Here is a 25,767-nt window from a genome sequence, read left to right as displayed (position 1 = left end):
CCACATCATCGCCTATCAGGACTTTCCGTGGTGAATCCGTGGTGACCACGGATGTGTCCGGGGGGTGCCCGGCGGGAGGCTGGAGGCAGTCGGGAAACAGGAGGTCAGGGACATGGTGCAGCAGCTCGCGGACAGGACGTACGGGATCGCCGGCTTCCGTGGAGCCGTGCACCGGCCGGGTGGCGAGGGGTACGAGCGGGGGCGCGCGGCGCTCAGCCCGGCCGTCGACGCGCGGCCGGTGCTGGTCGCGGAGGCGTCGGGGCGGGAGGACGTGCGGGCGGCGGTGGCGGCGGCGGGCGAGCTGGGCCTGCCGCTGGCGGTGCAGGCGACGGGTCACGGCACGCACGTCCCGTCGGACGGCGGCATCCTGCTGCGGACGACGGCGCTGGACCGGGTGGAGATCGATCCGGTCAGGCGGGTGGCGCGGGTCGGGCCGGGCGCCCGCTGGGGTCAGGTCCTGGCGGCTGCCGCGCCGTACGGGCTGGCGCCGCTGTCGGGCTCGTCGCCGGACGTCGGCGTCACGGGCTTCACGCTCGGGGGCGGCGTCGGGTGGCTGTCGCGCCGGTACGGGTTCGCGGCCGACAGTGTGCTGAGCGCCGAGGTGGTCACGGCCGACGCGCGGATCGTCACGGCGGACGCGCACCGGGACGCCGACCTGTTCTGGGCGCTGCGGGGCGGCGGCGGCAACTTCGGGATGGTGACGTCGCTGGAGTTCCGTCTGTACCCGGTGGCTGAGGTGTTCGCGGGCATCGCGTTCTTCCCGTACGAGCGGGCCGGGGAGACGCTGGCCCGTTACCGCGACTGGGCGGCGTCGGCGCCGGACGAGGTGAGCACGGCGATCATGCTCACCAAGGGGCCCGACGGCGGCCGGGCGGTCGGCATCAAGGCCATGTACGCGGGCCCGGCGGAGCAGGGGCGGCAGGTGCTGCGCCCGCTGTGGGAGGCGGCCGGTCCGGCGCTGGCGGACGGCGTGCGGCCGGTGCCGTACGCGCGGGCGGCGATGGGCGGGACGCCCGCGCGCTACCTGGACCTGTTCCCGTCGCTGCCGGACGAGCTGATCGGCGCGCTGGTGGAGACGGGCCGGGAGGCGACGGTGGAGCTGCGGCACTGGGGCGGCGCGATGGCCCAGGCGGGGCCGGACGCGGGGCCGGTCGGCCATCGCGGGCTGCCGTTCTCGATCATCGTGGACCAGGCGCTGCCGGGTCTCGGCGAGAGGCTGGGGCAGCACGGCATCGGCGGGACGTTCCTGAACTTCCTGGCCGACAGCACCCGGGTGCGGGACGCGTACACGGAAACGGATTATCGGCGGCTGGCAGCCGTGAAGCGGTGTTACGACCCGGGCAACGTGTTCCGGCTCAACCACAACATCGTTCCGCAGGGCTGAACACGCTCAGCCGGGGCAGAGGATGGGTCCCGTCCTAGGAGATCCCCTCGTGACGAACCCCACGCAAGAGCACGCGCAGCCCGACGGACGCGCGGTGCGGGTCGAGGGCTTCGCGCCGCGCGTCCCGGCCGCGCGGCGCGGTGAGAAGGCCCCGTTCGGCAAGCCGGGCCGGCCGGTGAGCGGGAGCCCGTTCATGTTCGGGTTCACGGCGGCGCTGGGCGTGCTGTCGGCCTGGCTGCTGGTGCAGGCGCTGACCGTGACAGCGTCGGCGCTGATCCTGATCGTGGTGTCGCTGTTCCTGGCCGTCGGGCTGAACCCGGCGGTGCGCCGGCTGGAGGAGCGCGGGCTGCGGCGCGGCGCGGCGATCGGGATGGTGTTCGCGGCGGTGATCGGGTTCTTCGTGCTGTTCGGCGTGGCGGTGGTGCCCGCGCTGTCGCAGCAGACGGGCCAGTTCGTCGAGCAGTTGCCCGCCTACATCGAGCAGCTTCTCGCCAATCCGGGCGTCCGCGAGCTGGACCAGCGGTTCGGGCTGCTGCAGCGGGTGCAGGACTACCTGCTCAGCGGCAACATGGGCACGCAGGTGTTCAGCGGGCTGCTGGGCGCGGCGGGCGTCGTGGTGAGCGTCCTGTTCTCGGCGCTCACGGTGCTGATCCTGACCCTGTACTTCCTGGCGTCGCTGCGCTCGATCACCGGGCTCGGCTACCGGCTGGTGCCGAAGAGCCGCCGCGAGCGGGTGCGGCTGCTGGGCGACGAGGTGCTGCGGCGGGTCGGCGGGTACGTCGCGGGCAACCTGATCATCTCGCTGATCGCGGGCGTCACGTCGTTCCTGTTCCTGTCGATCGCCGGGGTGCCGTACGCGCTGCCGCTGGCGATCATCGTGGCCGTGACGGACCTGGTCCCGCTGATCGGCGCGGCCATCGGCGCCGGGGTCGCCTCGATCGTCGGCTTCTTCGTGTCGATGCCGGTGGGGATCGCCTGTCTGGTGTTCTTCATCGCCTACCAGCAGGTGGAGAACTACCTGATCGCGCCGCGCGTGATGAAGACGTCCGTGGACGTCCCGGCAGCCGCCACGATCGTGGCGGCGCTGATCGGCGGCGCGCTGCTCGGCATCGTCGGCGCGCTGCTCGCCATCCCGGTGGCCGCCGCCATCCAGCTCATCCTGGCCGAGGTGGTGCTCCCCCGGCAGGAGAGCCACTAGCCCTTGGCCTGCACCACCGGCGGGCCCTCGCTCGCCTGGACCAGGACGAACCCCTGTCCCTGGAAGGCGAGCTGCATGGCCTCGCCGCTGCCCCGGCCGATCAGCGCGCCGGCCTTGAACGTGCGGTTGACGCCCACCTTGAGCGACGTGCTCCAGCACACGGCCGACTGCCCGTCGGCGTACGTCGGCATGGCGGCGGCGTCGAGCACCACCGGCGTGCCGTGGGTGGTGACGGCGACCCAGCCGGTGCCGTTGAGCGTGGTGTTGAACAGGCCGCCGGCCGCCATGCCGGCCCCCTGCACCCGCTGGATGTCCCAGGCGAGCTGCGGCTGGAAGGCGAGCAGGTTGCGGCCGTTGACGGTCAGGCCCTCGTTCTCCAGGAAGAACAGGTGGATGTCGTCGGCGTTGTCGGCCAGGTAGAGGTTGCCCTGCCCGCGCACCCGCATGAGCGAGGCGCCCTCACCCGTCATGGCCTTCTTGAACAGCTTGCCGAGGCTGCCGGACCCTTCGTAGTCGAAGTCCATCTGCCCTTGGAAGGCGACCATCGAGCCCTGCTTGGCCAGCACTTCGGGAAGCTGGACGCGCAGCATCTTGGAGTTCTGCAGGGTGAAGCCCGGTGGGAGCTGCTGGGGGTCCATGTTGCCGAAGAATGCGCTGCGCACGCTCGCCCCTTTCGTGATGGATGTCCGTTGAGTCCCACGATATGGGGTCAGGACACGCCCACGTGGGCGGCGTGCCGGAGGCCGGAGCGGGGGGCGTAGGCGGGACGGGTGAGCATCGCCTGGGCGAGCGTGGCCTTGACCAGCGCGGCGCCGCGCAGCACCGGAACCAGCGTCAGCGCGAACAGCACGCCCACGATGACGTTGAAGGTGATGTGGGTCGCCATGTCGGTGCCGAAGCCGAGCAGCGCGGGCAGCCCGCCCTCGTGGAAGCCGGGCAGACCGGCCAGGAGCCAGCCGTAGACCGGGAACGTCAGGCCCGCGATCGCCCCGGCCCACCACACGACGGCGAACACGAACGAGACGATGGCGATCGGGAAGGACAGGATGGCGTACAGCAGGTCCATCGGGGCCTGCGCGTTGAGCACCGGGTTCATCGTGCGGCGGAACCAGCCGGCCCAGGCCGGGGCCTCGCGGTACTCGGGGCGGGCGACCGGGCGGCCGAGCACTTCCGGCAGCGCGGCCCGCTCCACGTCGGCGAAGCGCCGCGCCATCGTGGCCGTGGCGGCCAGGATCGGCAGGCCGACGAAGGCGACGGCGCTGCCCAGCCCGGCCGCGATCCCGGTCACGATCAGGCAGAAGCCGATGACGGCGAGGGGGAAACCGGTGAGGACGTAGCGGGTGTCGACGGCGATGCGGCGGCGGAGGTTCGTCATGTACCTCAACGTACGGTTCGGACCCCTGCCGCCACTCTCCCGCTCGCTGGCCTCTTGGGGTAGGGCTGTCCCTACCCCTTACCGGCCGCGCACAGCACGCCTGCCAGCGCGTCCGCCGCCGACGGATGCCGGGCCAGGAGCGCGGCCACCTCGGGGGCAGCCCCGGGCGCGGCGTCGCCGGAGCCGAGCGGCGCCCAGCCGCCCTCGCAGCCGAGCAGCGCCGCCACGGCGTCGCTGGGAGCCGGGTGCGCCGCCAGCAGCTCGTCGACTGGCCCGCCCGTGACGGCGGCGGGAGCCGCCCGCACGCCCGGCCCGTCGCCGGGCGCCCGCTCCCACGGCGCCACCCAGGCGTCCACGGCCGCGAGCGTCGCCGGGAACGTGCGCCCGGCCTCCCGGATCAGGATCGGGACCAGCTCCGGGGCCTCCTTGCGCAGCGTCTCGATGAGCGTCGGCAGCCACGGCAGCAGCACCCGGTCGGGCAGCTTGGCGAACGCCCCGGAGATCACCTCCACCACGAACGGCGTCAGCGCCGGAGCCGCCTCCAGCGCCTGCACGAACCCGCTCAGGTACTGCGGGAACGACGGCACCACCAGCGGGTTGTCCAGCAGCTCCGCGCACCGCTCCCGCAGGTCGGCGATCGCCAGCACGCCGAGCTGGAACTGGGCCGCCCACAGCAGCGCGATCTTGCCGGGCGTCTCCGGGTGCGACTGGCGCACGGCCAGTTCGAGCTGCGCCCGGTCGCAGCCCAGCGACAGCGCCAGGCTCTCCATCGACGACAGGAACCCGAGCATGGCGGCCACCTGCCGCACCCCGACGTCCTCGGCCACGAACGCCGTGGGCAGCAGCGTGCAGTACTGCGCGTAGCCGGTGGTGACGAACCGCTCGCACCACTCGGGCAGCGCCGGCTCGGTGGCCCGGTAGTGGGCCAGCAGCCGCCGGATGCGCCGCAGCACGTCCGGCGCGTCGTCGACGCTCCGCTCGGCGGCGAGCAGGTCCACGGCCCGCGCCCCGAGCTCGTCGGCGACGCGCCGGCCGCCCAGGAACAGGATGGCCTCCTCGACCGCCTGCAACGCGTCGGCGGCGGTCGCCTTCGGCTCCCACACGCTGCGCCGCAGCCGCTGCTCCAGCACCTGCTCGACGGTGACGCCCTCGTAGCCGAGCTCGATGAGCGCGCGCTGGTGGTGGCCGAGCGCGACGTCCCAGCTCTCCTGGATGGAGCGCTCGCCGAGCTGCTTGCTGCCCATGATGGGCCGCACGGCGTGGTCGTCGGGCATCAGCCGCCGCAGCACCCACAGCAGTTGCGAGCAGGGTCGCAGCTCGGGGGTGGCGTTCAGGTCGAGCAGCACCCGGTGCACGGCCCGCTTCTTCATGTCGAAGCCGAGCGGCTCCAGGCGTTCGAACACGTCCTGGGCGAGCGGCGGCAGCGACTGGTAGCCGACCTCGCCGATCCGGTCGCCGCCGAGCAGGATCTCGCACAGCCGCCGCACGTCCCGGCGGCCGGGCACGGTGTCCTTCTCGATGCAGGTGACGGCCGCGTCCTGGAAGTCGTACGGCGTCGGCCTGGCCCTGCCCCGGATCCCGGCGAGCAGGATGGACGTCTCGTACACGGCGATGGCGTCGGCCGTGCTGGACAGGTAGCCGTTGCGCCGGGCCAGCCGGACGATGTCGACGCACCAGCCGAGCAGTTCGGCCTCGTCGAGCGGGTCGCGCTCGGGCGGCCTGGACAGGAACCCGGTGAGCTGGTCGGCGGGCACCAGGGGCGCGGCGGGCTTCGCCTTGGCGGGCCGCTTGCTCGACGGCTGCCCCTTGAGCGCGTACGGCTTGACGCCGCCGCGCGTGACGGCCTTGGCGTACGTGGCGGCGGCGATCGACACCGACCCGGGGGCCAGCCCGAACTGGGCCTCGATGGCCGAGTGGCTGGACGGGATGAGGCCGTACAGCCAGTTCGTGGCGGTCCGCGGGGAGATGTCGAAGTCCGTACGCGTCGCGTCCAGGCCGAACTCCTCCACCCGGCTGGCCGCGTGGAAGGCGCCGCACACGTACAGGCAGCGCTCGGGGTCGGCGCCGGTCGCGGCCAGGTGCTCGCGCATGCGCGTCCACATGTACCGCTCGCGGTCCTCGTCCCGGTCGAGCTTGGCCGAGTCGTGCGGGCGCAGCCGCCTGAACAGGCTGCCGATCAGCACCATGACCTGGCGGTAGGTGTCGTAGTCCGCGCCGGACAGCGGCTGCTCCACGTACTGGTCCCACCACTCGGACCAGTGGCGGACCTTGCCGTGGTGCAGCAGGTGCTCCTCCAGCTCGGCGAAGCGGGGCCGCAGGTCGCCGATCTCGACGCCGACCGCGTCGCCGTGCAGGCCGGCCTCCTCGGCGGGCCTGCCGGGCTCCTCCCGGGGATGCCACTGGAAGACGTGGTCGGAGGACCGGTCGACCAGCACCAGCTCCACGCCGGGCGTGTCGAGCGCGTAGGCGATGGCCTGATACTCGGCGGACGCCTCGGTGATGGGGGCGACCACGCTGAGCGGCCCCCAGCTCTCCGGGAAGCCGTCGAGGTCGGTGGCGAACGCCTGGAGCGCCACCGGCAGCTTGCAGGTCCGCAGCTCGTCGAGGAGCGGCCGCAGGTCCTCGCACAGCTCCAGGTAGATGACCTGCGGCTGCTTCTCGCGCAGCCGCCTGGCCATGGCCAGGGCCGAGGCCGGCGAGTGGTGGCACACCGGGAAGATCTCCAGCCGCTCGCCCAGCGCCCGGTCGACGTCGTCGACCATGCCCGTGAGGATCTCGGACAGGGCGCCGGGCGACCCGGCGAAGGTCTCGGCGGCATCGTTGAGCTGCTCGCGCAGCGCGCCGAAGAGGCTCATGACAGGGTGGCGATGGCCTGGCGGCCGCCTTCGAGGAAGCCCTGCCACTCGCCGCCGTCCTTCTTGCTGCGCGGCTCGACGACCCCGTGCCAGTACTTGTTGAGGATGGCCAGGTCCTCGGGGGTGCGCCGGGCCAGCGACCCGACGAGCGAGCCGGCCAGCGTCTCGGCCCTGAGCGTGCGGTCGCCGAAGAAGTTGCTGTGCAGGATCGCGTCCTCCAGCACGCCGATCTGCTCGGCGGTGGACAGCGCCGACTCCAGCTTGCCGTCGTCGCTCTGCGCGGACGCGGCGGCGGCCCGCAGGTCGGCGAAGCTCTGCAGCAGGATGTCGAGCAGCGTGGGCGGCAGCTCCAGGTCGATGTTGTGGCGGCGCAGCAGCTCGGTGGTGCGGAAGCGGACGATCTCCGCCTCGCTCTTCTTGTTCGTCACGACGGGGATGCGGACGAAGTTGAAGCGCCGCTTGAGGGCGGACGACAGGTCGTTGACGCCCCGGTCGCGGCTGTTGGCGGTGGCGATGATGGAGAAGCCGGGCTGGGCGAAGACGATGTTGTCGTCGTCGAGCTCGGGGATGGACACGTACTTCTCCGACAGGATGGAGATGAGCGCGTCCTGGACGTCGCTGGTGGAGCGGGTCAGCTCCTCGAAGCGGCCGATCACGCCCTGCTCCATCGCCGTCATGATCGGCGAGGGGATCATCGACTCGCGCGACTGCCCCTTGGCGATCACCATGGAGACGTTCCACGAGTATTTGATGTGGTCCTCGGTGGTGCCCGCGGTGCCCTGCACGACCAGCGTGGAGTTGCGGGAGATGGCGGCGGCGAGCAGTTCGGCGAGCCAGCTCTTGCCGGTGCCGGGGTCGCCGATCAGGAGCAGGCCGCGGTCGGAGGCCAGCGTGACGATGGCACGCTCGACGAAGCTCCGGTCGCCGAACCACTTCTGCGCGATCTCCCGGTCCAGGCCGTCGGAGCGCTCGGAGCCGAGCACGAACAGGCTGACCATGCGCGGGCTGAGCCGCCAGGAGAACGGCTTGGGACCGTCGTCGATCGACTCCAGCCAGTCGAGCTCCTCTGCGTACTTGACCTCGGCGGGGGCGCGCAGCATCTCGTCGGTCATTGGGGATTCTCCTAGTTGAGGAAGTTCTTGAGCTCGAACACGAGTTTGCGGATGTGGCCGGAGATCACCGGCGTGCCCAGGTCCTTCAGCTTCTGCTTGAACCAGGAGTCGACGCTCTGATGTCCGGAGCTGCTGACGGACCCGACGGGGATCAGCTTCACGCCGGAGCGGTGCAGCGACTCGAACTCGGTCTGCACGTCCCGGTTGTCGTAGAAGTCGGAGATCCACACCAGCGCGGTGTTGCGCGGGTCCATGATCTTGGGGCGGGCCAGGCTCATCGCGACCATGCCGTTGGTGCCGCCGCCGAGCTGGGTGCGCAGCAGCACCTCGAACGGGTCGTGCACCCACGGCGTCAGGTCGAGCGCCCGGTGGTCGTAGGCGATCAGGTGCACGTCGACCTTGGGCAGCCCGGCGAAGATGGAGGCCAGGATGGTGCAGTTGACCATCGCGTCCACCATCGAGCCCGACTGGTCGACGACCACGATCATGCGGGCCGGGACCGTGCGCTTGGCGGTGTGCTTGTAGAAGAGCCGGTCCACGTAGAGCCGCTCGTCGTCGGGGCTCCAGTTGGTGAGGTTCTTCCAGATCGTCCGTTCGATGTCCAGGTTGCGGAACACCCGCTTGGGCGGCACCGACCGGTCGATGGTGCCGGCGCTGGTCTGCTGCACCTGGGTGCGCAGCACCTGGGCGACCTCGTCGACGTAGCGGCGGATCAGCGCCTTGGCGTTGGCCAGGGCGACGCCCGACAGGTTGTCCTTGTCGCGCAGCAGTTGCTCGATGAGCGACATGCTGGGCGTGAGCTGCCGCGACAGCGCCGGGTCGGCGAGCACCTCGCGCAGCCGCATGCGCTTGACCAGGTCGCCTTCGAGGCCGGCGAGCAGGCCGCCGAGCCCGTTGCGGCCGGGCTGGGCGCGCAGCTCGCCGGGCTCGCAGCCGAGCGCCTGCTCGAACCAGCCGGCGTCCTGCTGCCAGGCGGCCAGCTTGGTGGCGGAGACGTCGCCGCTGCCGGTGGCGAACAGGTTGAGCAGCAGCTTGGACGCCAGCGCGGCGGTGCGGGCCCGGTCGCGCGGCTCCTCGTCGTCCTCGCCGGGCGCCATCAGGCCGCGGAACTCCTCGGCCAGCTCGGGGAAGCGCTGCACCAGCGTGTCGACGGACACCGACGGGTCGAGCAGCGCGGGCGGCAGCCCGAGCGCGTCGACGGCGGCCACGCTGGCCGCTTCGAGCGCCGGCTGCTCGTCGGTCTCGAACACGCGGGCCAGCAGCCGCCACAGCAGCACCTGGCGCCGGTTCTCCTCGGCGCGGGTATCGGTCATTTCCTCAGCAGCCGTCCTGCTCGTTCGCGGAGTACGGCCACCGCGTCGCCCGATCTGGCCAGCGACTTGACGACCTTGGGGTCGGTGGGCCCGAGCGCCCAGTCGCCGTTGTGCACGGCAACCTGCTGGCGCTTGACCGTCGACTGGACGGCGAGCGGCTGGAGCAGCCAGCGGCCGTCCCAGCGCAGCAGGCCGATGCAGGCGGTGGAGGTGGCCAGGAGCTGGGGCGTGAGCGGGCCGCAGCCGGGCAGCCGGTCGGTGGTGACGGTGATCGCCTGGTCGCCGAGCCGGAACTCGATCCCTTCGTCCACCTTGACGGCCTTGTAGCCCTCGACGAACACCGGCTCGGCGATGGCCACGGGGTGCCGGTCGATCGGCGGCCCGGCGGGCGCGAGCGCTCCTGCGAGCTGGACTCGGGCGACGGCGAACGGGGCGGCGAGCTCACCCGCGGCGGCCTTGGCGTCGTCCCACAGCAGGTCGCCGCTCGCCAGCAGCGGCATGTCGGTGAGGTCGAGCGACAGGTGCCTGGCCAGCGCGCCGAGCAGCGCCGGATAGTCCTGGAGGACGCCCCACACGGCGGGGCCGACGACGGTGTCGACCTTGGTGGCGGAGATCGCGGTGCGCACCAGCCGGGGCGTGCCGCCGTCCTTCGGCTCCAGCAGTCCGTGCACCTGGACCTGGACGGCGGTGGCGTGCTCGTGCACGTCGGCGCCGAGGATGAGCAGCCGCCCGGACACCGGGACGCCGGGGTCGGCGCCGGCGCGGCCGGGCTGGGTGAGCATCAGGGCGCGGGTCCACAGGTCGGCCCAGCGGCGTTCCGGCAGCTTCTCCATCGTGGCGACGGGGCTGGAGGCGCGCAGCTCGGCGGCGAGCCCGTCGAGCAGCACGGCGGCCCGGCGCAGCGCTGGCTCGCCGAACATGGCCTCGATGGCCTGGTCGGAGGCGGCGACGAGGTCGTGGCCGACGCCGCGCCAGCCGGTGATGGCCACCTCGTGCAGCCAGGACCGGCAGCCGACGAGCAGGTTCTCCGGAGCTTCGGCCGGGCCGGCGGCGGGCTCCTCCCACTGGGCGCGGGTCCGGCCGAGCGCCTCGTCGAGGCGGGCCAGCAGGGCGTCGGCGACGGCGCCGAGCAGCGCGGCACGCGCCCCGGCGAGCATCGTCAGATGGTCGCCCGCGACCGAGCCGGTGGCGATCTTGTCGGCGGCCTCGACGGCCCGGTCGCCGAGCGGGGTCGCGGCCACGGCGGCGGCCAGGCCGGTGACCGCCTGGGCGCCCTCCTGGCTGAGCCGGCCGAGCCCGGTGCCCAGCGTCTCGTCGAAGGCGGAGACCAGGCCGAGGGCCTCCTCGACACCCGGGGGCAGGCCGGCGTCGAGCGCGCCGAGTTGCACGTCCAGCATCAGCGCACCGCCCCGGTGGAGGGGAACCAGTGCATCTCGGCGAGCGGCGCGGTGCTGGCCGGCAGCTCCAGGTAGCCGAGGTGGCGCAGGAACCGGCTGAACACCACGGCGGCCGAACCCGGCTCGTGCCCGCCGGTCAGGCGCCTGATCAGGTCGTGGCTGGTCTCGACGGTCTCGGCGCCGTCGACGCGCAGGTAGCGGGCGACGCGCCCGGCGCCGTACTGCACGATCGCCTCGGCCACCAGCGAGTTCAGGTGCTTGCACGGCGAGCCGTAGAGGCCGCCGCAGGGCCGGTTGTTGTTGGTGCTGCAGTTGAAGTCGTGGGTTCCGGCGGCGATGAAGGACACGTACACCCGCCCGATGTCCGATCCGCTCGACACGACGCCCTGCAGGCGTCCGTCAGCCAGCTCGACGAAGGGCACCTTCGCCAGCTTGCGCGGCTGGACGGGCGGCACCACGAGGGTGACGCTGCGCCGCTCCCACGCGGTTGGGTCCGCGTTCACGATCCTCTGACCTCCAGGGCTCTTGATCAACGAACCGGAAATGTAGCGGAGGCCACCGACAAGAGTGGGCGGTTCACGCAGAATGACTAGGCTTGGGCGGTGATCCTCTGGTACGACCGACCTGCCGCGAACTGGGAGAGCGAGGCGCTGCCCATCGGCAACGGCGCGCTCGGCGCGACCGTCCACGGCACCGTGGCGACCGAGCGGTTGCGGCTCAACGAGAAGACGCTGTGGACCGGCGGCCCCGGCGAGGACGGCTACCTGTCGGGCAACTGGCCGCACCCCCGGCCCGGCGCCGTCGAGCGGATCCAGCGGGGCATCGACGAGCGCGGCAGCCTGCCGCCCGAGGAGGTCGCGGCCGAGCTCGGCGCGCCGCCCACCGCGTTCGGCGCGTACCAGACCTTCGGCGAGCTGCTGCTCGACGTGCCGGGCGCGCCCGCCGAGCCGGCCGGCTACCGGCGCGCGCTCGACCTCGGCGACGCCGTCGCCACCGTGACCTACCGGGACGCCGCCGGGGTCACGTTCACGCGCGAGTACCTGGCCAGCCATCCGGCCGGGGTGATCGCCGGGCGGATCACCGCCGACCGGCCGGGCCGCGTGAGCTTCACGCTGCGCTTCGCCGGCGCGCACCCCGGCTGCGAGCGGGTCACGACACGCGACGGGCGGCTGGTCGTGCGGGGCGCGCTCCCGGGCAACGGGCTGCGTTACGAGGGCCAGGTCCAGGTCCTCGCCGACGGCGGCGCCCGTGCCGACGGGGACGGGCGCGTGACGGTCAGCGGGGCCGATGGCGCGACGTTCGTGTTCTCGGCCGGCACCGACTACGCGCCCGCGTACCCGCACTACCGGGGGCCGGACCCGCACGCGCGGGTGACGGCGGCCGTGGACGGCGCGCCGCCGTGGGAGGAGCTGCGGCGGGCGCACGTCGCCGACCACCGGGAGCTGTTCGACCGCGTACGGCTCGACCTCGGCGAACCCCTGCCCGAGCTGCCCACGGACCAGGCGCTCGCCGGGCGGGGCCGGGGGTTGCAGGCGCTCTACTTCCAGTACGGGCGCTACCTGCTCATCGCCTCGTCGCGGCCCGGCTCGCTGCCCGCCAACCTCCAGGGCGTCTGGAACGAGTCCAACACGCCGCCGTGGGACTGTGACTACCACACCAACATCAACCTCCAGATGAACTACTGGCCCGCCCAGGTCACCGGCCTGGCCGAGACCGCGGAGCCGTACCACGCCTTCGTCGAGGCGCTGCGCGAGCCCGGCAGGCGGACGGCGAAGGAGCTGTTCGGCACCGAGGGCTGGGTGGTGAACCAGAACACCAACCCGTTCGGCTTCACCGGCGTGCAGGACTGGGCCACCTCGTTCTGGATGCCGGACGCGGCCGGCTGGCTGGTGCGCGAGCTGTACGAGCACTACCTGTTCGGCGGCGACGTGGACTTCCTGCGCGAGCGGGCCTACCCGGCGATGCGCGAGGCGGCCCTGTTCTGGCTGGCCAACCTGCGGACGGACCCGCGTGACGGGCTGCTCGTCGTCTCACCCAGCTACTCGCCCGAGCACGGCGACTTCACCGCCGGGGCCGCGATGCCGCAGCAGATCGTGTGGGACCTGTTCACCTCCACGCTGGAGGCGGCGGACGTGCTCGGCGCGGACGGCGAGCTGCGTGAACGGCTGCGGGCGGCGCTGGACCGGCTCGACCCGGGCGTGCGCGTCGGCTCGTGGGGCCAGCTCCAGGAGTGGAAGGCCGACCTCGACGACCCGGACGACGAGCACCGGCACGTCTCCCACCTGTACGCGCTGCACCCGGGACGTCAGCTCACCGAGCCCGCGCACCTGGAGGCCGCCCGGGTCACGCTCGGCGCCCGCGGCGACGGCGGCACCGGCTGGAGCAAAGCTTGGAAGATCAGCTTCTGGGCGCGGCTGCGTGACGGCGACCACGCGCTGCGGATGCTGACCGGGCAGCTCAAGGACAGCACGCTGGCCAACCTGTGGGACACGCATCCGCCGTTCCAGATCGACGGCAACTTCGGCGCCACCGCCGGGATGGCCGAGATGCTGCTGCAGAGCCACGCGGGCGTCATCGACGTGCTGCCCGCGCTGCCGTCCGCCTGGCCGGACGGGTCGGTGGACGGCCTGCGGGCGCGTGGCGGCTTCACCGTCGGCGTCACCTGGGCCGGCGGCCGGCCGACGGAGATCCGCCTGACCTCGAACCTCGGCGGCACCGCCAGGCTCCGGTATCCAGGGTCCGGGATCCTGACGGTGCCCACCGAGGCGGGCGGCTCCTACCGCGTCGCGTAGGCCCTGATCACCTCCTGCGTGACGCCGTTGCCGTGGACGTCGGCCGCGGTCAGCCGCAGCGAGACGAACCCGGACCGGTGCCGCTCCACCTTGGCCTCGTACCGCTTGTCGCCCTTGTTCTTCAGCTTGGCCGGCTTCCAGGTGGCGCCGTCGTCATAGGAGATCTCCAGGGTCACGTCCTTGACGTCGCTCTGCTCGGCCCCTTCCTGGTGGAACAGCCGCACGCCGAGCTTGGTGGACGTGGCCCGGTTCTTCAGGTCGACCGGGGCGTCGAAGCTCGCCATGAGCAGCGGGATCACGGTCGTGTCCGCCGTGTGCGCCGAGCCGAACGTCCACACGCCCTTCGTCCGGGTGGACAGCCTGGCCCACTCCGCCTCGTTGCGCACGTTGTACTCGATCCGGTAGGACGCCTGCTCGGCGGGCAGGTCGACGGTGCCCGTCGGCAGGTAGTTCGTCTGCGTGACGAGCGTCTCGCCCTGGTAGAGGCGGAAGTCGGTCTTCATGCCGCGCTCGAAGTCACTCGTGTACGTGTCGCCGAAGTTGCCGTCGGCGTCCACGAAGCCCTGCATCGAGATCGACAGCCGGTCGCCGTCGCGGCGCAACGGGTTGCGCGGGTTGGTGCCCGGCAGCAGCGGATGCCGGAACCAGCTCCGGCTGACCTTCTGGCCCGCCTCGAAGGTGGCGAAACCGGGCAGCGTCAGCGTGACGTACGGGGTGTCGGGGTGCGGCCACATGCTGTTGTAGTGCCGCTCCGGCGTCCCGGCGCTGGTGGTCCAGCGCAGGTCGGCGCCCGGGCTGACGTAGTCGACGCGGGTGCGCGGCGCCTTGGCCAGCGGGCGGTTGGTGGTGATGGCGAAGGTGTCCCACGGCTCGAAGACGTAGCGGGCCTCGTTGACCGTCACGTCGTCGGCGAGCTGGCTGCGGAAGTCGGTCTCCACCCTGGCCAGCGACTTGGCGCGCACCACGTAGTCCAGCGAGCCGGGCACCCGGCCGACCTCGCGCAGATACAGGTCGTAGGCGTACGGGCTGGCGACGATGCCCTTGGCCAGCACCGGGACGGGCAGCCGCTTGAGCCGTTCGACCAGCTTGAGCCCTTCCTCGTGGCTGAGCCGGACGGTCGGGACGGCGAGCTTGACGCCGTTGCCGCCCGAGCTGACGTCGGAGCCGGGCGTGTCGCTGTAGATGGCGACGAGCTTGGCCCCGGCCGCGGCGGCGGCGTTCGACTGGGTGGACACGGGCACGCCGGGGGTGCGGCGGATGACGGCGAGCTTGCCGCGCAGGCGGGCCCGGGCGATCTCCTCGGCGCCGCCCCGGCCGGCGTCGGCCGCCATCAGCAGGGCGGTGCCGTCGAGGCGCGGGTACTCGGTGGAGAAGTCGCTGAAGTGGACCGGGTCGTAGTAGAAGGGCTCCAGGTCGAGGCCGGGGGCGCTCAGCGTGATCGCCGGAGCCTCCAGCCGCCATCGGGTGGCCACGGCGAACGTGCCCTTGGTGACCTTCTTCGTCGGCTGCACGAACAGCCGCTCCTCGATCTGGCCGCCGGGCGAGATGTGGGTGCCGCCGCGCAGCGCCGTGCCCTTGTCCGCGGCGCGATACCACATGAGCTGGGCCGCGGCCCCGACGTTGCGCTTGGTGCGGTGGTCGGGGGTCTTGATGGTGACCTCGACGGCCTTGCGGGCGTCGAGCACGACCTCGGTGTTCTCGGTGATCTCCATTTCGGGGTCGCCGACGAGGCTCTCGTGCAGCGGCTTGCCGCCCGACGTGCTGTCCTGGCCGGCGGGCATGGTCCAGATGTGGCCGAGCACGGAGTACGTGCCGGGCGTCACCAGCAGGCAGGTGCCCTGGCCGTACTTCTGCTCGGTGCACGGCTGGGCCGGGTCGCCGGGCAGCACGCGCCCGGCGAGCGTGCCCTCGTCCAGGTTGAGCACGGTGAAGCCGCCGCGCCCGTCGCGCCCGTCGCGGGCGATGCCGCGTACCCGCAGCTCGACGCGCTTGGGCTCGACGCTCGCCGCCAGCAGTGTGCGCACGGTCGCGCCGCCGGCGGCGGTCGCGGTGAGGTGCTCGCGCAGCAGGGCGGGGGTGTCGCCCTTCAGCGTCACCGTGGCCTCCGCCGTCCCGGCGGCGGGCACGGTGAGCTTGGCCGGCTCCACGGCGAAGGGGCCGCTGACCGCCAGGTCCAGCTCCACGGGCGCCTGCCCGAGGTTGCGGTAGGCGACGGTGGCGGTCTTCGTCTCGCCCGGCTTGACCTTGCCGAACTCGGCCGAGCCGGTCGAGGCCAGGACCGTGCCCTTGATCGCCGCGGCCACGTCGATCCGGCCGTTGCCCTGCGCGTCGGCCGCGATGTCCTGGCCCGGCTTCGCCGTGCCCATCAGCAGCGCCTTCAGCTCGGCGCCGGTGATGCCGGGCCGGGCCTGCCGCAACAGCGCCGCCGCCCCTGCCACGTGCGGCGTCGCCATCGAGGTGCCCGACATGGGGGTGTACGGCCGGTCCTGGGCGGTGCCGCCGGTCCGGGCCGCGACGATGCCGACGCCCGGCGCGGTCACGTCCGGCTTGACCGCGAGCGTCGCCGCGATCGGGCCCCGGCTGGAGAAGCCGGCGAGCTTGTCCTCGCGGTCGACCGCGCCGACGGTCAGCGCCTCAGGGGCGTCGCCGGGCGTGCCGACGCAGCCGTCACAGCCGTCGTTGCCCGCCGCGACCACGAACAGCGTGCCGTACTGGCGCGTCAGCGCGCCGACGGCCTCGGTGAGCGGGCCGCCCGGCTCCGGGCTGCCGAGGCTCATGTTGACGATGCCGGCGCGCTTCTCGCCCGCCGCCCACTCCATGCCGTCGATGATCCACGAGAGCTGGCCGTTGCCGTCGCCGTCGAGCACCCGGCCGTCGACCACCGTCGCGCCCGGCGCCACGCCCTTGCCCCGGCCCTCGGAGGCCGCGCCGCTGCCCGCGATCGTGCTCGCCACGTGGGTGCCGTGGCCGTGCGGGTCGCCGGTGGCGTTCTCGCCGGTGAAGTCGCGCCGGTCGGCGACCTTGCCGGCCAGGTCGGGGTGTCGGTCGTCCACGCCGGTGTCGAGCACGGCGACGGTCGTGCCCGTGCCGTCGAAGCCCGCCGCCCACGCCTCGGGCGCGGCGATCTGCGGCACGCTGTGCTCCAGCGACGGCTCCACCTTGCGGTCGAGCCAGATCTTCTCCACCGCCCCGAGCGGGCCCGCCGCGCGGGCCGCGGGACCGGCTCCGGCGAGCTTGACCAGCTCGGCGCCGAGCCCGGCCGCCTCCGAGGCGGCCAGCTCCACGCCGGCGCCGCCGATGCTCTCCAGCGTGCGGGCCTGCTTGACGGCCGGGAGCGCCGCCTTCGGCACGTTGTCGCGGTAGGTGAGGATCAGCGGGATCGACGCCCCGTAACCGTCCCTGGCCAGGTCGGTGACGTTGAACAGCGCCGGGTCCAGCCGGTCCGGCACCAGGGCCGCCACGTCGTCCGGGATCACGGTCAGCTCGCCGTCCGACTCCAGCGTCCGGAACGCCGGGACGTGCCCGTCCGCGCGCGGCGCCGGGGTGACCGCCACCGTCCGGTGACCGCCGTCGACCGCCCGCACCCGCACCCGGTCACCGGTGATCAAGGTGATCTCGTCGGCGGCGCCTAACGCGGTGGCCGCCGGGACACTCTCGGCTCCCGCGCCCGGCACGCTGAGCGCCGACACGGCCAGAACCGCCGAGACGCCCACCACCGCCCCTCGGCGCCATCGCCCCAAACCAGACATTCGACCGTCCTCCAACGCATGTGGTAAGCCCAACTACCGAATTCCTATGGGGCGCGATCTGCTGGTGTCCATGAGATCGGCGTGGCTGGAACCGGACTTGTCATGAATCCGCCACCCATTCCGGCCCGCGCGGTGGTCGTTCTCGGTGTTCATTTGGGGATTGCGATGGAATAGTCGGAAGGAGGCGAGGCAATACCTGCGGCATTCGGCTGCTTAGGGGTATGTGATGGTCTCTGCACGGCGAGTTCTCGGCCGGCTGGCGTACGGCACCCGCTACGACCGCGTCCCCTGGGGACAGCGCGTCTACGTCCGGCCCGGCGAACGCCTCGTCCGCGAGGCGCAGTGGCGCTGGCGACTGCGCCGGGCGCCCGTCCTGCCGCTGGAGGACTACCAGGCCGACCTGCCGCTGGGCGAGATCGAGGAGTTCCTCGCCTGCATGATGTGCGGCGACGAACGCCAGCAGCCGCTCTTCCGGCCCGCCGGCGAGAAGTGGCGCTACCGCGTCGTCCGCTGCCCCTCCTGCGGCTTCCTCTACCGCAACCCGAACATCCGCCCCGAACGCCTCGGCGACCTGTACGCCACCGGCTACAGCAAGTTCCTGACCGGCAAGTACGCCGCCAACCGGCAACGCCGCTACACCCTCACCATGCAGGCGTTCTCCCCCATCCTGGACGCGGGCGAGGGCAGGCGGCTGCTCGACTTCGGCTGCGGTGCCGGCCTCTTCCTGGAGCTCGCCGAACAGCGCGGCTTCGACGCCTACGGCGTGGACCTCTCACCCGACTCCGTCGCCCAGGCCAACGAACGCCTCACCAAGGCCCGCGCGTTCTACGGCGCGCCCGAGGACGTGCCCGAGATCGCCGAGGGCGGCTTCGACGTCATCACCCTCTGGTCGGTGCTCGCCCACCTGCCCCGCCCGCTGGACGACTTCACCCGCTTCCGCAGCCTGCTCGCTCCCGGCGGGGTGCTGCTCATTCTCACCGTCAACGCCCGCTCCCTGCTCCTGAAGGCGTACGGGTCGGCGTGGAGCGGCTTCACCAAGAACCACCTGATGTTCTACTCGTCCGACACGCTGCCCACGCTGCTGAGGCGCACCGGGTTCGCCGGGGTCGGCTACGCCCCGCACTACGGCGACACCGTCGAGGCCGGCACGTCCCGCCTGCCCGGCCCGCTCCGCGCCCGCCTGCGCCGCGCCGTCGAGGCCACGGACGGGGGCAACATGATGCGGGCGATGGCGTTCGCCGACGACGAGGCGATCTCCCGGTGGGGCGGCGCCCTCAAGGTCCGGCGGCTGCGCGAGTCCCCCGCCTCGGCCCCGCTGGAGTCGGCGGGCCACTGACCTCCGGGCCCACTCCCGGGCCGGCCGCGGCGGCGGCGTAGCGGCGGGCCAGCCGGGCGAACGCGTCCCTGAGCTCGGGAGGCCCCACCACCTCGATGTCGGCGTCGAACCTGCCGAGCGCCGCCGCCAGCCCCGGCCACGACCACGAACCCAGCACGACCCGGCAGCGATCCGGCCCGAGCTCCTCGACGAGCGCTTCGCCGGCGAACCGCGACACCTCGGCGGCCGGCAGGCCGAGGATCACCTCGCCCCGGCAGGGCCAGTCACCCGGCCCGCCTGCCCCTCGGAACCTGCCCGCCACGAACGCCGCCGCGTCACCCCCGGGCAGCGCGCGCGGCGTGAACCGGGGCCCCGCCGCCGGGACGCGCGGCGTGATCCGATCCGCCCGGAACGTACGCCAGTCGCCCCGGTCGAGATCCCAGGCGACGAGATACCAGCGCCCGCCCCAGGTGACGAGATGATGCGGCTCCACGCGCCGCGCCGGCCCGGGATCGCGCTCGCCGGTCCGCCTCCTGTAGTCGAACCGCAGCACCTCGCGGGCGTGCACGGCCGCGCTGAGCGTCATGAGCACCCCGCTGTCCACCCGCGTCTCCGGCCGGACCGCGTCGGCGGCCGTGACCTGGAACGTGTCGATCCGGTGCCGCAACCGCGCGGGCATCACCTGCCGGACCGTGTGCAGCGCCCGCGCCGCCGCCTCCTCGATCCCCGCCCCCGACCTGGCGGCCCCCTGAAGCGCGATCGCCAGCGCCACGGCCTGCTCGTCGTCGAACAGCAACGGCGGCAGCTCGCTCCCCGCGTCGAGCCGGTAACCGCCGTCCGGCCCCTTGATCGCGAGAATCGGATAGCCGAGCTCCCGCAACCGGTCGACGTCCCGCCGCACGGTCCGCGGGCTGATGTCCAGCCGCTCGGCCAGCAGCGCCCCCGGCCAGTCGCGGCGCGCCTGCAGCAGCGAGAGCAACGCCAGCAGTCGCGCTGAAGTCTTCGGCATGTTCTCCATGGTGCCGCAAATAGCGGCCACACCCTGTCCTGTACTGCTGCGACTGTTGACCCCGTACCGAGAACCACCCACCGAAAGGCCGGTCCACCACCATGCCCACTCCCGCGACCCCCACTCTTGACGCGGAGCGCGCCGACCTCCTCACCGAGCTCGCCGCCGTCCGCTCCGCCCTGACCGCCACCGTCCGCGGCCTCACCGACGAGCAGCTCGCCGAACGCCCCACGGTCAGCGCCCTGTGCCTCGGCGGCGTGATCAAGCACGTCGCCGCCATGGAGGAGCAGTGGCTGCGCTTCGCTGCCGACGGCCCGTCGGCCATGAGCTATGACCTGCCCGACGGCGTCACCTGGGCCGACATCGCCGCCGGCACCGCCCGCGAGTACCCGCAATGGATGATCGACCACCAGAACGACTTCCGGATGCTGCCCGGCGACACGCTCGCGAGCATCCTGGCCCGCTACGAGGAGGTCGCCGCCCGCACCGAGGAGATCGTCGCCGCCGTCCCCTCGCTGTCGGCCACCCACCCGCTGCCCGAAGCCCCCTGGCACCAGCCGGGCGCCGTGCGCAGCGTCCGCCTGGTCCTCCTGCACGTCATCGCCGAAACCGCCCAGCACGCCGGCCACGCCGACATCCTCCGCGAATCCCTCGACGGCCAGAAGTCCACCTGACCCGGACTTCGGCATGAGTACAGTTATGATAATTGCACTTGTCACACGGCGCTCTACCACTCCGTCCTCGCCGCGATCGCGGCAGGCAACACCACCCGCGGCGGCATCGCCTCGTTCATGGGCCGCAAGTCCGGCGACCTCGCCCACCCGCTCACCGTGCTGGAGGACTGCGGCCTGGTCAGCCGCGAACCCGACGTCTTCAAGGACAACCGCTCGAGCATCCGCATCGCCGAGCCTCTGATCACCTTCCACCACGCCGTGATGCGCCCGATCTGGTCCGACCTGGAACACACCAGGGACGCCTCCCGCCTGTGGCAGCGCTCGCAACGGCGCTTCACCGCGAACGTGCTCGGCCCGCACTTCGAGCACCTGTGCCGCCACTGGACACGCCACTACGCGCCCGAGAGCCTGCTGGGCGACTTCCCGCACCGGGTCGGATCCGGCACCGTCAACGACCCCTCCGCCCGCACCAGCCACGAACCCGACGTCGTCGCCCACGGCCTCGACGAGGACGACCGGCAACCCCTGCTCGGCATCGGCGAGGTCAAATGGGTCGACGTCATGGGCCTCGGCCACCTTGACCGGCTCACCCGCATCCGCGCCCTGCTCACCGCCCAGAACCGGCCCGGCGCCGCGACCGCCCGCCTCCTGCTCTACAGCGCCACGGGCTTCACCGCCGAACTCCGGGCCCGCGCCGTCTCCGATCCGGGCATCGTCCTGGTAGGAGCCGAAGACCTCTACCCGTCACCCGCCAAGAACTGAGGCGCTCGGACACTCCCCCGCCTTGTTACCTTCCGGCGCCCCTCCCCGTCATACGGGCAACGGCCGCGGACGCGGGCCGACGACGAGATGGGACACCGGAATGCTGACGAACATCATGTACGTGACGATCCCCGTCACCGACCAGGACCGGGCGCTGAGGTTCTACACCGAAGGGCTCGGCCTGGAGAAGCGCATCGACTTCCCGGGGCCGGAAGGGCGCTTCCTCACCGTGGCCGTGGCCGACAGCCCGGTGCAGCTCCTCCTCTGGCCGCACGCCGGGCAGCCGGTCGAGAAGCAGCCGGACGCCGAGGCGGGCCTGCTCATCCTCGAGTCGGACGACCTGAGGAAGGATTTCGAGGTGTTCCGCCGGCGGGGCGTGACATTCGACCAGCCCGAGCCGGAGGATTATCCGTTCGGCGTGCGCATCGAGGCGGTGGACCCGGACGGCAACCGGATCTCCCTCCGCCAGCAGCGCCGCCCATGACCCACCAGCAAGCCGACCCGAGGAACGCCACAGGATGACTGACACCAGCCGGCCGGACCTGCTGGCCGCGGCCTTCGAAGCCGAGCGCGACCGGCTGGGCGCGGTCGCGTACCGCGTGCTCGGCTCGCACGCCGACGCCGAGGACGTGGTCCAGGAGGCGTGGATCCGGCTGGCCCGCCAGGACACGACGGCCATCGCGAACCTGCCTGGCTGGCTCACCACCGTGGTCGGCCGGATCAGCCTGGACGTCCTGCGGTCCCGCCGGACCCGCCCCGAGGCGACCTACGGGGACGGGCTGTCCGAGCTCGTGATCACCGTCGACGACGGCGACGAGCCCGGCGAGACCGTGTCGGTCGCCGACTCGGTGGGGCTCGCGCTGCTCGTCGTCCTGGACGTGCTCGGGCCCAGCGAACGGTTGACGTTCGTGCTGCACGACCTGTTCGCGGTGCCGTTCGCCGAGATCGGTCAGATCCTGGGCAAGTCGGCCGACGCCACCAAGATGATCGCCAGCCGCGCCCGCAGGAAGGTACGGGCCGCCGAACGCCCGATGATCGCCCGGCGCGAGCAGCGGCGGGTCATCAAGGCCTTCCGCGAGGCCGTCACGGACGGCGACTTCGAGGCGCTGCTGCGCGTGCTCGACCCGGACGTGAGGCTGACGGTCGACACCCCCGGCGGCGAGGTCGTCACCCTCGGCGCCACCGCCGTCGCCTCCGGCGCCCGGCTGTTCTCCGGCGCCGTCGCCCGCCACCGGGCGGTCCTCGTCAACGGCCTCCCCGGGTACGTCTCGTGGCGCGAGGACGGGACGCCGCTCTCGATCATCTCCTTCGCGGTCACCGACGACCGCATCACCGCCATCGCCATCGTGGCCAACCCGCCCCGGCTAGCATCCACCCCCCTTCCCGCCCCCGCCCCCGACCCCGCCTGAGCCGGTACCGGCCTCCCGATCGACCGGCCCCTCGGCGCGGCCAGCCTGGGGGGCGCCCAGCCTTGAGGGGCGGCCAGCCTTGAGGGGCGGCCAGCCTTGAGGGCGGCCAGTCCATCCGGACCGCGCGCCTACCCTCCTCCGCTGGTCAGGGCCGCCGAGAGCCGGACCGGCCGCCGCTTCCGGAGGATCGGGCGGCTCTGTGGGCCGCCCAGCTCGCCGTGCGGCAGTCGGTGCGTCCTGGGCTCGACGACGCCCCTGGTCGCCGCCGCATCGGCCCACACCGAGGCCCGGCTGGGGCCACGGTAGAGGTGCGGCTTCAAGGCCGCGGTGCACTGTGCCAGCGGCTCTCCGCCCAGGTGGTGGGCCATGCGGCGGTCGCGCGGCGCTCGGGGGTGCAGGGGGCCGGAGGCCCCTTGCCAAGGGGGTGTGGGGGAGCTCGGCTCCCCCACTGGACACAGCCCGAACCCGTCGGCGCGAAGCGCCCCCGGTGAGGGCCGCGCTGTTCCCGGCCCGGTGAGGGCCGCGCCGTCCCGCCCGAAGCGCCCCCCGGTGAGGGCCATGTCGTCAGGGGAGGCGGTCGAAGACGAAGCCGAGGGAGCCGTTCATGCGCACCGGCGCTGCGCGCACCCCGAACACCTCCTCGATGAGCTCCGCCGTGAGCACCTCGCCCGGCGGCCCGCCGGCGACGATGCGGCCGGCCGACATCACGTACAGCCGGTCGCAGTACGCCGCCGCCTGGTTGAGGTCGTGGAGCACGGCCAGGGTGCTGACGTCGAGTTCGCGTACGAGGTGGAGGACTTCGAGCTGGTGCCGGATGTCGAGGTGTGAGGTGGGCTCGTCGAGGAGGAGCAGCCCGCTGCGCTGGGCGAGGGCGCGGGCGATGAGGACGCGCTGTTTCTCGCCGCCGGACAGGACGGCGTAGCGCCGGTCGGCGGCGTGGGCCATGCCGGTGCGGGCGAGGGCGTCGGCGCAGATGCGGTCGTCGTCGCGGGTGGTGCGGTCGAGGGCGCGTTTGTGTGGGGTTCGGCCCATGTGGACGACTTCGGAGACGGTGAAGTCGAGGTCGTCGGGGGTTTCCTGGGGGACGACGGCGACGCGGCGGGCGGCTTCGCGGGAGGGGAGGCGGGTGAGTTCGTCGCCGTCGACGGCGATGAGGCCGGCGGTGGGGCGCAGGGCGCGGTAGACGGATCGCAGGAGGGTGGATTTGCCGCAGCCGTTGGGGCCGATGAGGCCGACGAGTTCGCGTTCGCCTACTTCGAGGTCGGCGCCTTGGACGATGGGGCGGCCGTCGAGGGCGACGCGGACGCCGGAGACGGTGAGTTTCATGCGCGCCTCCGCAGCAGCCAGAGGAAGAACGGCACGCCGAGTACGGCGGTGACGATGCTGAGGGCGAGTTCCTGGGGTGCGCTGATGGTGCGGGCGGCGAGGTCGACGAGCTGGAGGAAGACGGCGCCGAGCAGGGCGGTGACCGGGAGCATGCGCCGGTGGTCGGCGCCGACGAGCATGCGGGCGACGTGCGGCACGATGAGGCCGACGAACGCGATGGCGCCGGTGGCGGCGACCATGACGCCGACGAGCAGTGAGGTGATGACGAAGAGCTGGGCTCTGAAGAGGTGTACGGGGATGCCGAGGGAGAGGGCGGTCTCTTCGCCGGCGGTGAGCGCGTTGAGGCCGCGGTGCTGCACGAGGAGCAGGCCGAGGCCGATGATCATGACGGCGGCGGGGAGGGGCAGGTTCTCCCAGCGGGCGCCGCCGAGGCTGCCCATGAGCCAGAAGAGCACCTGCTGGGCGGCGCGTCCGCTCTGGGCCTGCTGGAGGACGAAGCTGTAGAGCGCCTGGAACAGGTAGGCGAGCGCGACTCCGGCCAGCACGAGCCGGGCGGGGGTGAGGCGGCCGCTGCGCTGGGCCAGCGCGTACACGAGGGCGAGGGCGAGCAGCGCGCCGAGGAAGGCGGCGGTCGGCAGTGAGAGGCCGCCGAGCACGGTGGGCCCGGCGATGAGCACGACGACGGCGCCGAAGGAGGCGCCGGAGGAGACGCCGAGCAGGAACGGGTCGGCGAGCGGGTTGCGCACGACGGCCTGGAGGACGGCGCCGACGACGGCGAGCCCGGCGCCGACGAGCAGAGCGAGGAGGGCGCGCGGGAGCCGGTAGGTCCAGACGATCTGTTCCTGGGCGGCGGTCCACGTCTGCTCGACGGTGCCGGGGATCAGCCGGTTCACGATGATTCCCCAGCATTCGGCCACGCCGACGGGGACGGCGCCGATGCCGACCGACAGCAGTGTGGCCACCACGATGGCGGCAACGAGGCCGAGGACGAGCAGGGAGAATCCGGTACGCCGCCGCCCGGTGGGCGGGACGGCGGTCAACGCCTCGGTGCTCACTCCTTGAACGCCTCGGGGTGCAGGTGCCGGGCGATGTCGAAGACGGCCAGGACGTTGCGGTAGCCGGGGTGCGCGGCGGCGGCGGGGACGGGCAGGAACTCCTTCTTCGCGGCGAGCGGGCTGCCCTTGGTCATGCCGTACGCGAGGTCGGCCTTGGCCTTGGCGGCGGGCATGTTCTCGCCGCGCAGGTTGGCGTAGTCGAGGACGAGCAGCGCCTCGGGGTCGGAGGTGGCGACCTTCTCGACGCTGACCTCGGTGTAGTCGGCCTTGACGTCGGCGAGGACGTTGACGCCGCCGGCCAGGGTGATGAGCTGGTTCATGATGCCGGCGCCGCCGAAGGCGTTGACCGGGCCCTCGCCGCCGTCGGTGGCGAGCACGCGCTTGGGCGGCAGGTCCTTGACCCGGTCGCGGACGTCGTCGAGCCGGGCCTGGAGGTCGGCGACGACGGCTTCGGCCCGCTCCTCGACGCCGAAGATCTTGCCGAGGTTGCGCAGGTCGGTGAGCGTGTCCTCGACGGTGAACTCGAGCTGCTCCTGCGGGCTGCACCAGCCGCCCATGATGTAGACGGGTGCGCCGGCGGCGTCGAGCTCCTCGACGGTGGCGTATCCGCCGGCGGCGTCGAAGCTGGCCATGCTGTTGTCGAGGACGAAGTCGGCGCCCTGCGACAGCATGATCTCCTTCTGCGGCAGCATGATCGTGCTGGAGATCTCGGGGATGGCGTCGTAGTGCTGCTTCTGGCCGGGCAGGAAGCCGTCGGGGCCGAGCTCGGTGAAGTTGGTGCGGGCGGCGACCTTGTCCTGGAGCCCGAGGGCGAGCAGCGTCTCCAGGGCGGGGTGGTAGCCGGTGACGACCTTGCTCGGCGGTTTGTCGAAGGTGAGGGTGCGTCCGCAGTTCTCGATGGTGACGTGCTTGCCGGCGGCTTGGGGTTGCGGGGCGGGCGCCGCCGCGCAGCCCGTCGCCAGGAGCAGCAGACCGGCGAGCCAGTAGCGCATGCGAGGACCTTCCAGAGTGGTACGGCGCGGCAGGGCGGACGGGTCCGCCC

20 protein-coding genes are annotated in these 25,767 nt (G+C 72.7%); 8 read left to right on the top strand and 12 right to left on the bottom strand.

Features of this window, described 5'->3' with window-relative positions:
- Positions 1–112 precede the first annotated feature (112 nt).
- On the top strand, positions 113–1,384 hold the full coding sequence (locus AB0G11_RS01750) for an FAD-binding oxidoreductase (RefSeq protein WP_357583266.1): 1,272 nt from the start codon (positions 113–115) through the stop codon (positions 1,382–1,384).
- Positions 1,385–1,433: 49 nt separating this feature from the next.
- Complete coding sequence (locus AB0G11_RS01745; RefSeq protein WP_357583264.1) at positions 1,434–2,582, top strand: AI-2E family transporter; 1,149 nt, start codon at positions 1,434–1,436, stop codon at positions 2,580–2,582.
- Here AB0G11_RS01745 and AB0G11_RS01740 read toward each other — a convergent pair.
- The 7 genes from AB0G11_RS01740 to AB0G11_RS01710 all read right to left on the bottom strand — a co-directional run bounded on the left by AB0G11_RS01740 (position 2,579) and on the right by AB0G11_RS01710 (position 11,137).
- Positions 2,579–3,244 carry an AIM24 family protein gene (locus AB0G11_RS01740; protein WP_357583262.1) on the bottom strand — a complete coding sequence of 222 codons (666 nt, stop codon included), beginning with the start codon at positions 3,242–3,244 and terminating at the stop codon, positions 2,579–2,581. The two genes, AB0G11_RS01745 and AB0G11_RS01740, sit on opposite strands and share 4 nt — an antisense overlap.
- Positions 3,245–3,291: 47 nt before the next feature.
- Positions 3,292–3,957 carry a sensor domain-containing protein gene (locus AB0G11_RS01735; RefSeq protein WP_219509828.1) on the bottom strand — a complete coding sequence of 222 codons (666 nt, stop codon included), beginning with the start codon at positions 3,955–3,957 and terminating at the stop codon, positions 3,292–3,294.
- 71 nt (positions 3,958–4,028) lie between these two features.
- Entirely contained in the window at positions 4,029–6,812 is a 2,784-nt protein-coding gene (locus AB0G11_RS01730) for a hypothetical protein (RefSeq protein ID WP_357583261.1), read from the bottom strand.
- Entirely contained in the window at positions 6,809–7,924 is a 1,116-nt protein-coding gene (locus tag AB0G11_RS01725; RefSeq protein ID WP_357583259.1) for an AAA family ATPase, read from the bottom strand. The genes AB0G11_RS01730 and AB0G11_RS01725 overlap by 4 nt, the downstream gene beginning before the upstream one ends.
- A gap of 11 nt (positions 7,925–7,935) precedes the next feature.
- The gene (locus AB0G11_RS01720) at positions 7,936–9,237 is read right to left on the bottom strand and encodes a VWA domain-containing protein (RefSeq protein ID WP_357583257.1); all 1,302 of its coding nucleotides are present in this window, start codon (positions 9,235–9,237) and stop codon (positions 7,936–7,938) included.
- On the bottom strand, positions 9,234–10,634 hold the full coding sequence (locus AB0G11_RS01715; RefSeq protein WP_357583255.1) for a hypothetical protein: 1,401 nt from the start codon (positions 10,632–10,634) through the stop codon (positions 9,234–9,236). The genes AB0G11_RS01720 and AB0G11_RS01715 overlap by 4 nt, the downstream gene beginning before the upstream one ends.
- Positions 10,634–11,137: a hypothetical protein gene (locus AB0G11_RS01710; protein WP_219509822.1), complete on the bottom strand. Its 504-nt coding sequence runs from the start codon at positions 11,135–11,137 to the stop codon at positions 10,634–10,636. The genes AB0G11_RS01715 and AB0G11_RS01710 overlap by 1 nt, the downstream gene beginning before the upstream one ends.
- Positions 11,138–11,236: 99 nt before the next feature.
- Here AB0G11_RS01710 and AB0G11_RS01705 point away from each other — a divergent pair, with 99 nt between their 5' ends.
- Positions 11,237–13,426: a glycoside hydrolase family 95 protein gene (locus AB0G11_RS01705; protein ID WP_357583253.1), complete on the top strand. Its 2,190-nt coding sequence runs from the start codon at positions 11,237–11,239 to the stop codon at positions 13,424–13,426.
- On the opposite strand, the gene AB0G11_RS01700 is transcribed toward AB0G11_RS01705, so the two are convergent.
- Positions 13,411–17,139, bottom strand: a complete 3,729-nt coding sequence (locus AB0G11_RS01700) for a S8 family serine peptidase (RefSeq protein ID WP_357583251.1) — start codon at positions 17,137–17,139, stop codon at positions 13,411–13,413. The two genes, AB0G11_RS01705 and AB0G11_RS01700, sit on opposite strands and share 16 nt — an antisense overlap.
- Before the next feature lie 262 nt (positions 17,140–17,401).
- Between AB0G11_RS01700 and AB0G11_RS01695 the strand changes: the two genes are divergently transcribed.
- Complete coding sequence (locus AB0G11_RS01695) at positions 17,402–18,511, top strand: class I SAM-dependent methyltransferase (protein ID WP_357583249.1); 1,110 nt, start codon at positions 17,402–17,404, stop codon at positions 18,509–18,511.
- Here the strand turns inward: AB0G11_RS01695 and AB0G11_RS01690 are convergent.
- Entirely contained in the window at positions 18,450–19,499 is a 1,050-nt protein-coding gene (locus AB0G11_RS01690) for a YafY family protein (RefSeq protein ID WP_357583247.1), read from the bottom strand. The two genes, AB0G11_RS01695 and AB0G11_RS01690, sit on opposite strands and share 62 nt — an antisense overlap.
- A 101-nt stretch (positions 19,500–19,600) precedes the next feature.
- Between AB0G11_RS01690 and AB0G11_RS01685 the strand changes: the two genes are divergently transcribed.
- From AB0G11_RS01685 to AB0G11_RS01670, 4 genes are all read left to right on the top strand, one after another.
- Entirely contained in the window at positions 19,601–20,173 is a 573-nt protein-coding gene (locus AB0G11_RS01685) for a DinB family protein (RefSeq protein WP_357583245.1), read from the top strand.
- Positions 20,174–20,290: 117 nt separating this feature from the next.
- On the top strand, positions 20,291–20,935 hold the full coding sequence (locus AB0G11_RS01680) for a hypothetical protein (RefSeq protein WP_357583243.1): 645 nt from the start codon (positions 20,291–20,293) through the stop codon (positions 20,933–20,935).
- Between the two features lie 100 nt (positions 20,936–21,035).
- Positions 21,036–21,419 (top strand): VOC family protein, encoded by a 384-nt coding sequence (locus AB0G11_RS01675; protein ID WP_357583241.1) that lies wholly within the window; start codon positions 21,036–21,038, stop codon positions 21,417–21,419.
- A 34-nt stretch (positions 21,420–21,453) separates the two neighbouring features.
- The gene (locus AB0G11_RS01670; RefSeq protein WP_357583239.1) at positions 21,454–22,344 is read left to right on the top strand and encodes a sigma-70 family RNA polymerase sigma factor; all 891 of its coding nucleotides are present in this window, start codon (positions 21,454–21,456) and stop codon (positions 22,342–22,344) included.
- Between the two features lie 564 nt (positions 22,345–22,908).
- Here the strand turns inward: AB0G11_RS01670 and AB0G11_RS01665 are convergent.
- The 3 genes from AB0G11_RS01665 to AB0G11_RS01655 are packed head-to-tail and all read right to left on the bottom strand — an operon-like array spanning position 22,909 to position 25,717.
- Positions 22,909–23,670, bottom strand: a complete 762-nt coding sequence (locus tag AB0G11_RS01665; protein WP_219509810.1) for an ABC transporter ATP-binding protein — start codon at positions 23,668–23,670, stop codon at positions 22,909–22,911.
- On the bottom strand, positions 23,667–24,725 hold the full coding sequence (locus AB0G11_RS01660) for an iron ABC transporter permease (protein ID WP_219509809.1): 1,059 nt from the start codon (positions 24,723–24,725) through the stop codon (positions 23,667–23,669). The genes AB0G11_RS01665 and AB0G11_RS01660 overlap by 4 nt, the downstream gene beginning before the upstream one ends.
- The gene (locus AB0G11_RS01655; RefSeq protein WP_357583237.1) at positions 24,722–25,717 is read right to left on the bottom strand and encodes an ABC transporter substrate-binding protein; all 996 of its coding nucleotides are present in this window, start codon (positions 25,715–25,717) and stop codon (positions 24,722–24,724) included. Before AB0G11_RS01655 ends, AB0G11_RS01660 begins: the two co-directional genes overlap by 4 nt.
- Between the last annotated feature and the right edge of the window lie 50 nt (positions 25,718–25,767).

Source organism: Nonomuraea sp. NPDC023979, assembly GCF_040639085.1.
GTDB lineage: Bacteria > Actinomycetota > Actinomycetes > Streptosporangiales > Streptosporangiaceae > Nonomuraea > Nonomuraea ceibae.
Note: the sequence above shows the minus strand (reverse complement) of the source record. Positions and strands in the feature narration are given on the sequence as shown.

Excerpts from the sequence above, each read along its gene's own strand:
- AB0G11_RS01750 (WP_357583266.1), top strand. The coding sequence starts at position 113 with ATGGTGCAGCAGCTCGCGGACAGGACGTACGGGATCGCCGGCTTCCGT.
- AB0G11_RS01735 (WP_219509828.1), bottom strand. The coding sequence starts at position 3,957 with ATGACGAACCTCCGCCGCCGCATCGCCGTCGACACCCGCTACGTCCTC.
- AB0G11_RS01730 (WP_357583261.1), bottom strand. The coding sequence starts at position 6,812 with ATGAGCCTCTTCGGCGCGCTGCGCGAGCAGCTCAACGATGCCGCCGAG.
- AB0G11_RS01725 (WP_357583259.1), bottom strand. The coding sequence starts at position 7,924 with ATGACCGACGAGATGCTGCGCGCCCCCGCCGAGGTCAAGTACGCAGAG.
- AB0G11_RS01720 (WP_357583257.1), bottom strand. The coding sequence starts at position 9,237 with ATGACCGATACCCGCGCCGAGGAGAACCGGCGCCAGGTGCTGCTGTGG.
- AB0G11_RS01715 (WP_357583255.1), bottom strand. The coding sequence starts at position 10,634 with ATGCTGGACGTGCAACTCGGCGCGCTCGACGCCGGCCTGCCCCCGGGT.
- AB0G11_RS01695 (WP_357583249.1), top strand. The coding sequence starts at position 17,402 with ATGGTCTCTGCACGGCGAGTTCTCGGCCGGCTGGCGTACGGCACCCGC.
- AB0G11_RS01690 (WP_357583247.1), bottom strand. The coding sequence starts at position 19,499 with ATGCCGAAGACTTCAGCGCGACTGCTGGCGTTGCTCTCGCTGCTGCAG.
- AB0G11_RS01685 (WP_357583245.1), top strand. The coding sequence starts at position 19,601 with ATGCCCACTCCCGCGACCCCCACTCTTGACGCGGAGCGCGCCGACCTC.
- AB0G11_RS01680 (WP_357583243.1), top strand. The coding sequence starts at position 20,291 with ATGGGCCGCAAGTCCGGCGACCTCGCCCACCCGCTCACCGTGCTGGAG.
- AB0G11_RS01675 (WP_357583241.1), top strand. The coding sequence starts at position 21,036 with ATGCTGACGAACATCATGTACGTGACGATCCCCGTCACCGACCAGGAC.
- AB0G11_RS01670 (WP_357583239.1), top strand. The coding sequence starts at position 21,454 with ATGACTGACACCAGCCGGCCGGACCTGCTGGCCGCGGCCTTCGAAGCC.
- AB0G11_RS01665 (WP_219509810.1), bottom strand. The coding sequence starts at position 23,670 with ATGAAACTCACCGTCTCCGGCGTCCGCGTCGCCCTCGACGGCCGCCCC.
- AB0G11_RS01655 (WP_357583237.1), bottom strand. The coding sequence starts at position 25,717 with ATGCGCTACTGGCTCGCCGGTCTGCTGCTCCTGGCGACGGGCTGCGCG.